Source organism: Pedobacter sp. AK013 (assembly GCF_014205835.1).
Lineage (GTDB): Bacteria > Bacteroidota > Bacteroidia > Sphingobacteriales > Sphingobacteriaceae > Pedobacter.
Genome location: NZ_JACHCQ010000004.1, coordinates 140,650 through 154,087 on the forward strand (window position 1 = coordinate 140,650; position 13,438 = coordinate 154,087).

The 13,438-nt window shown below is 37.0% G+C and carries 12 protein-coding genes; 6 read left to right on the forward strand and 6 right to left on the reverse strand.

Translation table 11 applies throughout. The features are described 5' to 3' along the window. The first annotated feature begins 59 nt into the window (after positions 1-59). Positions 60-2,018 carry a KUP/HAK/KT family potassium transporter gene (locus HDC90_RS04485; protein ID WP_184464278.1) on the forward strand — a complete coding sequence of 653 codons (1,959 nt, stop codon included), beginning with the start codon at positions 60-62 and terminating at the stop codon, positions 2,016-2,018. 3 nt (positions 2,019-2,021) lie between these two features. After that, a complete protein-coding gene (locus HDC90_RS04490; protein WP_167296717.1) occupies positions 2,022-2,174 on the forward strand; it encodes a hypothetical protein in 153 nt (50 codons plus the stop codon). 102 nt (positions 2,175-2,276) lie between these two features. Here HDC90_RS04490 and HDC90_RS04495 read toward each other — a convergent pair whose 3' ends face one another. The 3 genes from HDC90_RS04495 to HDC90_RS04505 form a co-directional block, all read right to left on the reverse strand. Further along, positions 2,277-2,822 carry a transposase gene (locus HDC90_RS04495; RefSeq protein WP_184464280.1) on the reverse strand — a complete coding sequence of 182 codons (546 nt, stop codon included), beginning with the start codon at positions 2,820-2,822 and terminating at the stop codon, positions 2,277-2,279. A gap of 123 nt (positions 2,823-2,945) precedes the next feature. Further along, positions 2,946-3,497, reverse strand: coding sequence for a hypothetical protein (locus tag HDC90_RS04500; RefSeq protein ID WP_184464282.1), 552 nt, complete (start codon positions 3,495-3,497; stop codon positions 2,946-2,948). A 16-nt stretch (positions 3,498-3,513) separates the two neighbouring features. Continuing rightward, complete coding sequence (locus HDC90_RS04505) at positions 3,514-5,463, reverse strand: amino acid permease (protein ID WP_184464284.1); 1,950 nt, start codon at positions 5,461-5,463, stop codon at positions 3,514-3,516. Between the two features lie 291 nt (positions 5,464-5,754). Between HDC90_RS04505 and HDC90_RS04510 the strand changes: the two genes are divergently transcribed. Further along, positions 5,755-6,972 (forward strand): MFS transporter, encoded by a 1,218-nt coding sequence (locus tag HDC90_RS04510; RefSeq protein ID WP_184464286.1) that lies wholly within the window; start codon positions 5,755-5,757, stop codon positions 6,970-6,972. A gap of 374 nt (positions 6,973-7,346) precedes the next feature. Here the strand turns inward: HDC90_RS04510 and HDC90_RS04515 are convergent, their stop codons facing one another. From HDC90_RS04515 to yihA, 3 genes are all read right to left on the reverse strand, one after another. Further along, positions 7,347-9,050 (reverse strand): M3 family oligoendopeptidase, encoded by a 1,704-nt coding sequence (locus HDC90_RS04515; RefSeq protein ID WP_184464288.1) that lies wholly within the window; start codon positions 9,048-9,050, stop codon positions 7,347-7,349. A 97-nt stretch (positions 9,051-9,147) separates the two neighbouring features. Further along, complete coding sequence (locus tag HDC90_RS04520; RefSeq protein WP_184464290.1) at positions 9,148-10,005, reverse strand: UbiA-like polyprenyltransferase; 858 nt, start codon at positions 10,003-10,005, stop codon at positions 9,148-9,150. Between the two features lie 218 nt (positions 10,006-10,223). Next, a complete protein-coding gene (gene yihA / locus HDC90_RS04525; RefSeq protein ID WP_184464292.1) occupies positions 10,224-10,847 on the reverse strand; it encodes a ribosome biogenesis GTP-binding protein YihA/YsxC in 624 nt (207 codons plus the stop codon). Positions 10,848-11,001: 154 nt separating this feature from the next. Between yihA and ubiE the strand changes: the two genes are divergently transcribed. The 3 genes from ubiE to HDC90_RS04540 all read left to right on the forward strand — a co-directional run bounded on the left by ubiE (position 11,002) and on the right by HDC90_RS04540 (position 13,375). After that, positions 11,002-11,733: a bifunctional demethylmenaquinone methyltransferase/2-methoxy-6-polyprenyl-1,4-benzoquinol methylase UbiE gene (gene ubiE, locus HDC90_RS04530; protein WP_184464294.1), complete on the forward strand. Its 732-nt coding sequence runs from the start codon at positions 11,002-11,004 to the stop codon at positions 11,731-11,733. Beyond that, a complete protein-coding gene (locus tag HDC90_RS04535) occupies positions 11,730-12,527 on the forward strand; it encodes an outer membrane beta-barrel protein (RefSeq protein WP_184464296.1) in 798 nt (265 codons plus the stop codon). Before ubiE ends, HDC90_RS04535 begins: the two co-directional genes overlap by 4 nt. Before the next feature lie 89 nt (positions 12,528-12,616). Then, a complete protein-coding gene (locus HDC90_RS04540; RefSeq protein WP_184464298.1) occupies positions 12,617-13,375 on the forward strand; it encodes an SDR family oxidoreductase in 759 nt (252 codons plus the stop codon). Positions 13,376-13,438 lie beyond the last annotated feature (63 nt).

Genomic DNA, 13,438 nt, shown 5'->3' on the forward strand with positions numbered 1-13,438 from the left:
ATTTGGTTGTTAAATTGTTATAGTTAGTTTACTTTTGCCGCACTAAAATAATCAACGAAGTGTCAAATCATAAAAATGTCAACGCGTTAACCGCCGGCGGTGTTCTAATTAGTTTAGGAATTGTGTTCGGTGATATTGGTACATCACCCCTATATACCTTAAATGCAATTTTTACAACAATTTTAGGTGGTAAGCAAGATATCAATCCAACAAATGTGCTAGGCGTTTTATCCTGTATCATTTGGACATTAACCCTACAAACCACCATTAAGTATGTTATTATAACGCTAAGAGCCGATAATAAGGGCGAGGGTGGTATTTTCTCTTTATTCTCCCTGGTGCGCAAAAAGGCTAAATGGCTGGTGGTTCCGGCCGTTGTAGGGGGCTGTGCATTACTTGCAGATGGTATTATCACACCCAGTATTACCGTAACATCGGCAATTGAAGGGCTTACCAATAAGTTTGAGGTACCGGTTATTCCAATTGTACTAACCATTTTAACTATCTTATTTGTTATCCAGCAGTTCGGAACCAATTTGGTAGGGAAGCTATTTGGTCCGGTCATGTTTGTTTGGTTTGCTGTTTTGGGTGTTTTAGGTGTGTCTTTTATTGTAAAGGATTTCAGCATCCTAAAGGCATTTAATCCATACTATGCTATTCATTTACTGGTTACCAATAAACTAGCATTTTTAATTCTGGGCGGTGTCTTTTTATGTACAACAGGGGCAGAGGCTTTATATTCTGACTTGGGGCATTGCGGTAGAAATAACATTAGAACCAGTTGGATTTTTGTGAAACTTACCCTTATTCTAAACTATTTGGGGCAGGGTGTTTGGATTTTGCAGAACAGTGGGAGTTACGTTCCTGGGGCAAAGATGAATCCGTTTTTCCAGATCGTTCCAGATCAGTTTCAGATCCCAATGGTTATACTGGCTACAATGGCAGCAGTAATTGCCAGTCAGGCTTTAATTAGTGGCTCTTTTACCTTAATTGCCGAGGCAGTGCGCTTAAATCTTTGGCCTAAAATTAAAATTGTTTACCCATCAGTTTCTAAAGGCCAGTTATATGTTCCTTCGATTAACTGGATGTTATGGATTGGTTGCTGTGGCATTGTATTGTTGTTCCAAAAAGCAGAGAAAATGGATGCAGCCTATGGTTTATCAATTACGATAGCCATGTTAATGACCACTATTTTGGTGAGTTTTTATTTGAGAAGTAAACGTTTTCCGAAATATTTAATAGCCTTATTCTTTTTTACTTACGTCATTATTGAGGGTACATTTTTGATCAGTAATTTAACCAAATTCTTACATGGTGGTTGGGTAACGGTATTAATCGGCTCGTTACTATTTACCGTGATGTGGAGTTGGTTTGTGGCCCGAAAAATCAAAAACCGCTTTGTTAAATATGTCGAAATTGAAGATTATTATGAGATTTTAACTGAATTAAGCAGCGATGAATCGGTTCCAAAATACTCTTCTCAGCTGGTTTATTTAACCAGCGCTAACTTTAAAACGGAGATCGAATCGAAGATTATCTATTCCATTATTCAAAAGGAACCAAAACGTGCTGATGTATACTGGTTGGTACACGTTGATGTAATGGACGAGCCATATACTTTAGATTATAAGGTTGAATTCCTAATTCCGGGCAAGTTAATCAGAATCGACTTTAGGTTAGGTTTCAGGATTGAACAACGTGTAAATTTATTGTATCGTAAAGTGGTTGAAGAGTTAGTGAAAAATGGAGAGATCGATATTACGAGCCAGTATACCTCGTTAAACAAACATAAAATTGCAGGCGATTTCAGGTTTGTTCTTTTAGAAAAACATTTATCTAAGTTTACCAAGTTGAGTTTCTACGAGAGGCAGATTATGGATTACTATTTTATCCTTAAAAAATTAAGTTTGTCTGAAGAGCGAAGTTTTGGTTTGGATAGCAGTTATGTTGATGTAGAGAAAGTTCCATTAATTTTCGTTACACCAGATGATATTGAATTAAACAGGTTGCCAGTTTAATTAATGAGAAAAGCGATCATGATAATGGGAATCGGCTTGTTTTTAGCTGGCCCCATAGCAAAAATATATCATCTAGACCATGCCAATAATTATATGATAGCATCTGGATTAGGGTTGGTGATGATTACCGCTCTGGCCTTTATAAAGAAGAAATAAATATAATCCTCTTTCTATTAAAGAAAGGGGATTTTTGTTTCAATAAAAAACTTATCCTCATCCCATTTGCGCTATCGGTTGGTGTCTCACCAACCGAAACAATCAATCCCTAAAATGTGTTAGTATCTTGAATTGATCAATTCCTGTTTCATAAAAGTTTGCGCTACTCCATTTATAGTCTTCAGGATAGGTACATAAATTCCATTTCTCTTTAATTGGATTATCATGTATATAATCTAATTTTTGAATCAAAATGCTTTCTCTACTTAATGGAATGGCTAATGGATCTCTTTTCCAGAATTGAAAAATCCTATCGCTCTTTTGAGAACGGTATTGATTTATAAGTGTAGGATTATTAACCATTAAATATTTTCTGAACTGGTGCGCTGTGAATTTAGTGAAGCTTGCTGCTGGAGCTTCTTTTCTATTTAATTTGAGCATGTTCCAGATTAAATGAATATGATTAGGCATAATGCCATAACCATAAACTTCAATAAGTTTTTGATCGACTAAAAATTTCAGCGAATTTATGATGATCATTTTTAAGTTATCATCTATTAATAAATGAGCAAAACTGCAGATGGTATTGGTATAAAAATATGGATAATGATAATCCATTTGTCCCTGTCTTTTGTGGAAAATATTCATAATTTATTCGTATTTGAGTTGCAGGGACAACTTTTATACAATATACAGATATTCCAATTATTATCAAATTTTTTCGGTCGGTGAGACACCGACCGATAGCGTAATGAGTAATTAAGTAACAGCTTATAGCTTTCCCCTTAAATATTTACTCATTGTATTGGTATAGTTATCATCAAAGCCTATAGCAGAAATTTCCTTATACTTTATCTTTGTCAGTTCATCATCCAGATAACCTGCGGGATCGAAGTTCAGAATTTTTAAACTTCTTTTTTTCACTTTTACAATCTCACCGATTTTAAAAAAGAATCTTTTATTGTTTTCGTTTTCTACAACACAGTTTAACTTTGTGTTTTTTATAGAATTGAAAATGGTTTCCCAGCTTTCTAAATCAATTTGGTAAGGCATTTCGATCAGCTTTTTCTGTCCCTCCTGTTCCATTATAGCATCGAAAAATTGATCATAATTGTTGTGCCTGATTTTGATAATAGAAGATATTGGGAAAATGGCAAATCCGTTAAACAGAAAATCATCGTTCTCTTTAAGGAAAACGAAATCAAATGAGTGACCTAAGATATAACCGTGAGAAAGTGCGTAATATTTGTTACCAACGTCTCTTTTAATTTTGACATAGTTTTTCTCTTCCTGAAGTTTCTCTATTTTCTCAAAAATTGTCATATCATTCATCTATAGCTTAAATCTCTGGATTTGCCAATTTACTATGCTTGTAACCGTAGGCAAAATAAACCACAAGCCCTACTACCAGCCAGATGCCAAAACCAATCCAGTTCGAAATGCCAAGCTCGCACATCATGTACAAACAGCTGATCAGCCCTAAAACTGGAATTAACGATAAGTTCTTGGTAATGCAATAGTAGGTAATGATTACACAGATGATCAAGAAAATCCACATTGGAATTTTGTGTTTAAATAAACCCCAGCCACTTTCGTATTTCTTTTCTATAGGTACTTTGGAAGTTGAAATAAACTGCTCGTAACGATCAGCAGGTAATGCACTTAGATAAGATTCTGCATCTACTTTTTCTGCCAATAAAATTTGTGGTGCAGCATTCTTAACAATTTCTTCTTTAACAATTTTCAGCTCATCGCCACTTAAAGAAGTAACAAAAGTTACGGTTTGGATGGTTTTAGGCGAATTGAAAAAGAATGCTTTTGTTTCTTTCCCATATTTGGTGAATGCAAAAATTATGGTCGCAATTAATATAATCGGAATAATAAACTTACTATTTATGTAAGGTATTTTGAATTTCCCACGTTGAACATCGGGCCTGTTCTGTAATACTAAAACCCCTGCACAAACCAATACGAAAGCAAAAAGTGTTCCGATAGAACAGAGATCGGTAACGATGGTCAGATTCATAAACAATGATGGTACAGCCACTACAAAGCCTACTACAATAGTTGCAAATGAAGGTGTTTTGTATTTCGGGTGAATTTTAGAAAAAGATTTAGGTAATAGCCCATCTCTGCTCATACTCATCCAGATACGTGGTTGACCCATCTGAAAAACCAAGAGCACACTGGCCATTGCAAATACGGCACTTACGGCAATAATACCGCTCATTAATTTTAAGTTAATCTGATCAAAAACGAATGCTAACGGATCGCCAACGGCTAAGGTATCCGATTTAACAATGCCGGTTAAAACCAATGCGATAGCTACATAAAGGATGGTGCAGATAATAATCGCCCACATCATTCCACGAGGTAAATCGCGTTGAGGGTTTTTACATTCTTCAGCCGTTGTAGAAATGGCATCGAAACCGATATAAGCAAAAAAAACTGCCGAAACCCCCTTTAAAATTCCAGAAACTCCGTTTGGAGCAAATGGATCCCAGTTTTTTGTATCTACATAAAATATACCCACGGCCAATACCAAAAGAATTACCGCAAGTTTAACCACCACCATGGCGTTACTGGCATTACGGCTCTCTTTCATACCGCGGTAAATTAACCAGGTAATTAAAATGATAATGCCTAGAGCAGGAATATCTGCAACGAGGTGAAAACCACCGATTTTCGGAGCGGTAAGCCACGCATTATTGGCCAAAGCTGTAGCCGAATCTAAATCTGCTAGGTTTTTGCCAGCTGCTAAAAGCGCCTCAGCATGTTTATGTCCGTTATAAGCACTGAGATAATCCATTGTCATCCAATCGGGTACATGGATGCCATCTATGCCTAAAGGAGGTATTTTTATGGTAGAGAGTAATCCTGTAAAGTAATCAGACCAGGATATGGCTACCGTAATATTACCGATGGAATACTCCATAATGAGCGACCACCCGATAATCCAGGCAATCAATTCGCCAAAGGCCACATAAGAATAGGTATAGGCACTACCAGAAACGGGCACCATTGATGCAAACTCTGCGTAAGCAAAGGCCGCAAAACTACAGGCTACTGCAGTAAAAATAAATAAAAAGATTACTGCCGGACCACCATCTGCACTTGCCTTGCCAATCGTACTAAAAATTCCTGCTCCAATAATCGCTGCAATTCCAAAAGCTGTTAAATCGCGTACACCGAGTGTTTTATGTAGTGTATTTTCATGGTCGCCATAGCCTTTTGCCGCATCTTGTAATATCTTGGAAATAGATTTCTTTCTGAATAGCTTTTCGAACATCTTTTATTTGCTTGTTTCTCCAAACTTATAAAAAGTTTGGTTAAAAACGTTTAAAGCAGGATATAATTTTCATTTCACTACTCGTTGGATGGTATAATGCCGTCGAAAAGAATGGTAATTATTAGATTAAAGTAAAAATTTGCAATTATTTGGCTTAAATAATCCTTTGTTTGATTCGCATAATTTTTGAATAAGTGAAAGCCTTAATTTTGTTGTCAATAATCAATCAGGTAAATAAGAGCTCATAAATGGATGTTTGATTTGAATATTTTTAACGATACAGTGCCCAATATGAATGCAGATACAACACAAATAAAATACATTAAAGAACGTCACCAGGGTTTGGCTACTTTACTGGCCTTTGCTTTAATCCCGTTATCGGGTTTTGCTACCGATATTTACATACCTTCTTTACCAACAATGGCTGGCGAAATGCAGGTAAGCAGCGTTCAGGTTCAACTTACACTGAGCATTTTTTTAATTAGCTATGGGGTGGCACAACTTTTTATCGGGAGTGTGCTCGATAGTTTTGGCAGGTATAAAATCTGTTTATATTCGCTATTAATCTTTGCTGCAGCAAGTATCATTATCGCGGTTACCCACAACATTTACCTCATTTATTTGATGCGGATTGTTCATGGACTTACTGTTGGCGCAATTGTGGTAGCAAAAAGGGCTTACTTTGTCGATCTTTATGAAGGCGACCAGCTAAAGCACTATCTCAGTATGTTTTCCATCATCTGGTCTACAGGGCCAATTATAGCGCCTTTTATTGGCGGTTATCTTCAAACGGCATTTGGCTGGGAATCTAATTTCTATTTTTTGGCTGGTTTTGCACTTGTTTTTGCGGTGCTGGAGTTATTGTTCAGTGGCGAAACCTTAAAACATTTTACCGATTTTCAACTGAAAAAGATAACGGGCATTTATATCGAAATGATTAAAACAACGAGCTTTACATTGGGGATTGTAATGTTGGGACTAGCCTATTGTATGGTGATGGTTTATAATATGACCGGTCCGTTTATTATTGAGCACCACTTTAATTTTTCGCCGGTTATTGCCGGTTATAGCTCCTTGTTTTTAGGTTTTGCATGGATGGTTGGAGGCTTTATCGGCAAGGCTACCATTAACAGGCCCTTCTTTAAAAGATTAACCATAAACGCCTTATTTCAGGTAGCTTTTGTAGTGTTGATGATGGTGAGCTTAAATTTTGTTTCTAACCTCTGGTCGTTAATTTTCTTCGCCTTTTTGATTCATGTAGGAGCGGGTTTCACCTTTAATAATTACTTTACTTTCTGCCTAAGCAAATTCCCGAAAAATGCCGGCATTGCAGGTGGATTAACAGGAGGGATTACCTATGTGATTGTTTCTTTTTTGAGCTATGGCATTGTAAACCTGATCCCGGCCAAAGATGAACGTAACCTTAGTTACAGTTATCTGATCATGATTTTGTTATCGATTTTGGTGATGTTTATCATCCTTAGGATCAGGAAAAAGAATGAAGTGTAGTTTATAGGAGATGATGTGTTTTTTTTCCTCTATGTGAAGTAGCATATTTTTTTGGAGCGCAAAGCCTGTTATACATAGGTAAGGTTCAGTCCCGCTGTTTGTTACAATCCTTTATTCTCATTCGGCTTACCACGCTTAGTGGGGTCGAATAGCCTTTACAACATCCATGGGCCGTGATAAAAGAACTAAACTTTAGTTTTAGCGAGACGCTAAGACCAGGTAAGAGTGACCAGAATTGGTAGTAATCTGTATTCATCCTTTTTGTCTGTGTTTCATAAAAGCAAAAAAGGTTGTGATAAAATACCACGACCTTTGATTTATTATGATGAGGAGGAAAAGCCTTTTGTCTTTCACCTCAAAACCTTCTACCTTTCTTACCCTAGTTTCTCTAGTTCATCTTTCACAAAATTCGCCAGCTCTTTTACATATTCGGCACTAAAATCAAATTTGATTCCGGCAGTTTCATATATTTCGTTCATTGGTTTTGTATAACCTAAAGCAAGCGCTGCTAAATATTGTTCTAAAGCTTTTTTAGGGTTTTCTTTATAATTTTTCCAAACTGCAATGGCACCTAACTGGGCAATTGCATATTCGATATAATAAAAAGGAACTTCGAATAAATGTAGCTGTTTTTGCCAGCCATTACCGAATTGTTGTTCTAAATCTGTCCAATCAGCAAAACCTGCACCAAAACGGTTAAAAATCTGCTTAAAGGTTTCTTCACGGTCGGCTGCGGTATGGTTAGGGTTGGTGTAAATCCAGTGTTGAAACTGATCAATTACGGCAACCCATGGCAATGTTTTCAAGACATCGGCCAACTGTTCTTTTTTAGCACGGTTTAAATCTTCTTCATTGTCGAAATAAACATCCCAATTATCCATTGAGATTAATTCCATACTCATCGATGCCAGTTCGGCCACTTCAGACGGACAATGCTTAAAATCGTTTAACTCTAAATTTGCTGTTAAAAAGGTATGAATGGCATGGCCGCCTTCATGAACCATTGTGGTTAAATCGCGCAGTGAATTTGCTGAGTTCATGAAGATAAATGGTGCTCCGGTTTCAGCTAGTGGATAATTGTAACCACCTGGCGCTTTACCCTTTCTGCTCTCTACATCAAAAAGGTTATTGGCTTTCATTGTAGCGAGTTTTGAACCTAATTTTTCGTCAATGGCATTAAAGCAGGCAATACTTTTATCAATGAGTTCTTCACCATTGTTAAAAGGTTTTAAAGCTGGTTTACCACTTATACTCACTTCTAAATCCCAAGGTTTTAACACCTCCAGGCCTAATGCTTCGCGGCGTTTTTCAGCTTGTTCTTTTAAAATCGGAACAATTTCTTTTTCAATCGCATTGGCAAAATCATAACAATCCTGCGGGGTATAGTCAAAACGGCCTAAGGCTTGGAACATATAATCGCGATAGTTTTCAAAACCAGCATTTAAGGCAACCTGATTACGCAGTTTAATCAGGTCATCAAACAAAATGTTTAAATCATCTTTATCAACCAAACGGCGCTGTTGGATCGTTTTCCACGCATTTTCGCGTACCTCGCGGTTTAAATCTTTAATAAAAATCGAGGCTTGCTCCAAAGTATATTCCTGGCCATTTAGCTCAACACTCATGGCGCCTGTAATACCCTGGTATTTTTGTTGTTTTACCTGTAATTCGGTAAACAGCTCAATATTTTCATCGCGGTAAAGTTCCAGGGCTTTTTTAATGGCGCGACTGTATACAAAATATTTTTCTTTGTCCAGATCATCCATAAACGGACTTTCGACAAATTTTTTGTTCAATTCGTTGGCTAATGGAGAAATTTTTGGCTCTATTTCAGTCGCAAAATATTGAAAGTTTTTAACCAGTTCTTCATTTGTGGTATCGCAGCTCATTCTGATGTATCTCCAGGCAAAGTCTTCTTCCAAAGCGGCTTCCAGTTCAGAGCGGTCTTTTAACCAATGCTCTAACTCAGCAGTGCTGGTTATTTCGCGGTTTTGCAGTTCGGTAAAAAGTGGTTCTAAATTTTCCCAGGTAATGTTTAATTCCTGTGGAATATATGTTCTAGTTTTCTTAGTTATCATAGTAATTAATTATTGAATTAGAGAATGATTGAAGGAGTGAATGGTTTACTGCACAATGCTATATTCTCCCATTCAAAATTCAGTTATTCACTCATTTTTATTTATGTCTTAAATACGCGTCTATTAAAAAGCATATTGCAAATACTACCGATGCATAACCGTTTAAGGTTTGGAATGCCCGGTTTACCTTGCTTATGTCGTTTGGTTTTACAAGCAGGTGCTGGTAAATCAACATCGAACAGAAAAATATAATCCCTACATAATAAACCCAGCTAAACTCGGTAAAGAATACAGGTAAAATTACGCAGGCTGCCGATAATACATGCAATAAAACCGAAACGTTCAGCGCATTTTTTATGCCAAGCGCCGATGGAATGGAATGTAATTTTTCTTCACGGTCAAATTCTTCGTCCTGTAAGGCATATATAATATCAAATCCACTTACCCAGAATAATACGGTTAAGGAGTAAAGTACAGGAACCAACGCAAAATGTCCGGTTACGGCAATGTAAGCACCAATGGGAGCAAGTGCCAGGCCTAAGCCCAAAACCAAATGGCAAAGCGCAGTGAAACGTTTGGTGTAGCTATAAAACAAGACCACAAACAAAGCCACTGGCGATAAATAAAAACAAAGCGGGTTAATGAAGTAGGTGGTAATGGCGAAAAGTACACAATTGGCGATAACGAAAATCAACGCCTCATTTGCCGAAACTTTCCCTGCAGGTATATCGCGCATTTTAGTGCGCGGGTTCTTTGCATCAATATTTCTGTCGAGATAACGGTTAAAAGCCATGGCTGAGTTTCTGGCAAAAACCATACAGAGCAAAACTAAAATCAGTTTATACCAGGAAAATGGGTTTTCTGTTGTGGTTACGCCCAAAAAGAAACCAATCATGGCAAATGGTAGTGCAAAAACAGAGTGAGCAAATAATACGAGTGAAAAGTATTTTTTCATTTGTTTGTTAAAACGGGTTAACTGGTTAATTGTTTAAATCGGCTAACTGGTTAATTGTGTTAGTTGGGTCAATGGTTTAATCGTTCATAGCTTAAAAGTTCAAAGAAAAATCAGTCATTAAAACGATTTCTGAAACATGCTACCAACAACCCAACCATGAACTACAAAACTACGAACCATTTACCAATGAACTAATGACTAGTGAACCAATATGCCATTTAGAACTTCTTATAATCTGTTGGTACAACAAAATCCTTATTTACTTCGTAGATGAAATTTAAAACATCATCTTTTCCGTTCCCTTTTTCGGCAGAAGTGATAAAGGTAGCCGGAATCTCTTCGAAAAATTCGCCTAATTTTTTCTTAAAGGCAGCTACATTTTTCTGGGTGGTGGTCATGCCCTGTTTATCGGCTTTGGTAAAAATTAGCGAAAACGGTATCTGTTTTTCACCTAACCAATAACAAAATTCAATATCAATTCCCTGAGGATCTAAGCGGCTGTCTATCAAAACAAAAACACATTGCAGACTTTCTCTTTTGGTGATGTAGGCGCGGATAAATTTCTCCCACTTCTCTCTGCTGGTTTTAGAAACCTTGGCATAACCATAACCAGGTAAATCGACAATATACCAGGCCTCATTAATTAAAAAGTGATTAATTAACTGTGTTTTTCCCGGACGTTGCGAGGTTTTGGCCAATCCATGCTGATTAACCAACATATTGATTAATGAAGATTTACCTACGTTAGAGCGGCCAATAAATGCATATTCGGGCATGGTTGGTACAGGTAGTGCCGAAATCTGCGTGTTGCTGCAAACAAATGTTGCCGTTTTGATAATCATAGTGCAAAGGTAACAATTAGTTTTGAGTTGAGAGTTGGGCGTTCGGAGTTGAAAACCCGTTGCCGTCAGCGATTCGTAAAGTTTAGAGGAATTGCTAAACTGCAAACTCTAAACGCCCAACTGCAAACTCTTTTAGCTATCTTTGCTCCATATCATGAATCAGAATATCACCCCATACCAAGTAGAAGATGCAACTAAAAAAGAACAGGTTGCAACCATGTTTAATAACATTTCTGGCACTTACGATTTTTTAAATCATTTTCTTTCCTTAGGCATTGATGTATTATGGCGCAAAAAAGCCATTAAAGAACTGGTTTCCATCCATCCAAGAACTTTACTTGATGTTGCTACAGGAACTGGTGATTTTGCTTTTGAAGCCATAAAAAAGCTTCAGCCCGAAAAGGTAATTGGCGTTGATATTTCTGAAGGAATGTTAGAAGTGGCCAAGAAGAAAATTAACGAACGTAGCTTAAACGAAGTTTTTACTGTTCAGGTAGGTGATTCTGAAGGCTTACATTTCGAAAATGATACTTTTGATGCCATTACTTGCGCTTATGGTGTGCGTAATTTCGAAAACCTCGAAAAAGGATTAACCGATATGTACAGGGTATTAAAGCCTAACGGGAAAATGGTGATATTAGAGTTTTCTAAACCAAAGGTTTTCCCCGTAAAACAATTGTATAGTTTTTATTTTAAACAGGTAACGCCTTTCTTTGGAAAACTATTTTCTAAAGACCATAGAGCCTATACTTATTTGCCAGAATCGGTAGCTGCTTTTCCTGACGGAGAAGATTTTACCAATCTGATGGAAAAAGTTGGCTTTAAAAGTACCAAACAAAGAATTTTAACGTTTGGAATAAGTTCGATATATGTAGGAACCAAATGATCAGAAAATTAAGCCTCATTCTTTTACTTTTTATCGCTTCTAAAACCACTTTTGCTCAAAATTGGGGTGGCGGAATAGATGATGAAGATTGGAGTTTTGGTTTTAATTTTCAATATATCTCAGCCGAATACAAGATACTTAAAAAGCCAAACTGGCGATCGTCTTTTTATGAGGTGCCAAATTCTCTGGATCCCTCTTACGATCCGAATTCGGGCATTCCGGTTACCTCAACATTAAATTCTATTTCTAGCCCACCATCTCAAGGTTTTGGATTGGGTTTTGTAATGAATAGGATGATTTCTGATAACTTCGATATCAGGGCAACGCCCTCCCTTATTTTTAGCGATAGGATGGTAATTTATGAGTATGAGCCCATGGCACCGATTAACTTGGGCAACGGACAAACAAAAAACTTTCAAACAGTTGTAGAAAGAAAAGTTCAGGCCACGATGTTTGAATTTCCATTGGGCATAAAGGTAAAATCGAACCGGATGAACAATTTTAGGGCATACTGGTTGGGTGGTGCTAAATATTCGATAGATATAGCTTCGAAAAAGAAAACCTTCGATGAAGGAGAAACAGCCGTAAATAAGTTTTTAAAAAATAAAAGAAATTACCTGTCGTACGAAACAGGTATCGGTTTCGATATTTATTTCGAGTATTTTAAAATGTCGCCCGAAATAAAACTCTCGTATTCAACCAATGATTTGCTTCAGCACGACAATACTGTTTATGCCAATCCGATAGATAAGTTGAAATTACGTCAATTAACATTCAGTTTGATTTTTCAATAGTCCTGCAATCCAAAAAAACTTACCTTTGTTGGTGTAGGTAAATCAAAGATGAGATCTTAAAGGATTACCAAGGCTTAAAATTCATAAAAATGTCTAAAATCGCATTAATTACAGGTGCAACTTCTGGTATTGGCGAGGCGTGCGCACATACATTTGCCCAACAAGGTTATAATTTGGTATTATTGGCCCGCAGAGCAGATCGGTTGGCTAAAATTGCCCATCATTTGGAAGATAAATATGCCATTAGCATTAAACAGGTTTTTGCAGATGTTCGCGATAAAGAAAGTCTTACTACTGCTTTAGAAGTTTTGCCAGCAGAATGGAAAAAGGTTGATGTTTTGATTAACAATGCTGGTTTGAGCCAAGGTTTAGATCCCATTGATAAAGGTGATACCAACGATTGGGATACCATGATTGATACCAATGTAAAAGGCTTGCTTTATGTAACCAAAATTGTTTCCAACTGGATGATCCCAAATCAATCGGGCCATATCATTAACATTGGTTCTATTGCCGGGAAAGAAGTTTATCCAAATGGAAACGTATATTGTGCTAGCAAACATGCTGTAGATGCTTTGAGTAAAGGTATGCGTATCGATTTATTGCCACATGGGATAAAGGTTACCGAAATTAATCCAGGCATGGTAGAAACCGAATTTTCGGTAGTGCGCTTTAAAGGTGATGAAGACCGGGCGAAAAAAGTGTATGAAAACCTGGAGCCGCTAGTTGCCGATGACATTGCCGATGCGATTTGGTATGTAGTAAGCAGGCCGAAACATGTTAACATTAACGATATGCTGATTATGCCAACCGTACAGGCTACAGCAACAATTATAAATAGAGTATAAAGTTTTCAGTTGACCAATTTGGTAATTCAATAATTAACAACCTTGAACAGTTAACCGATTTAA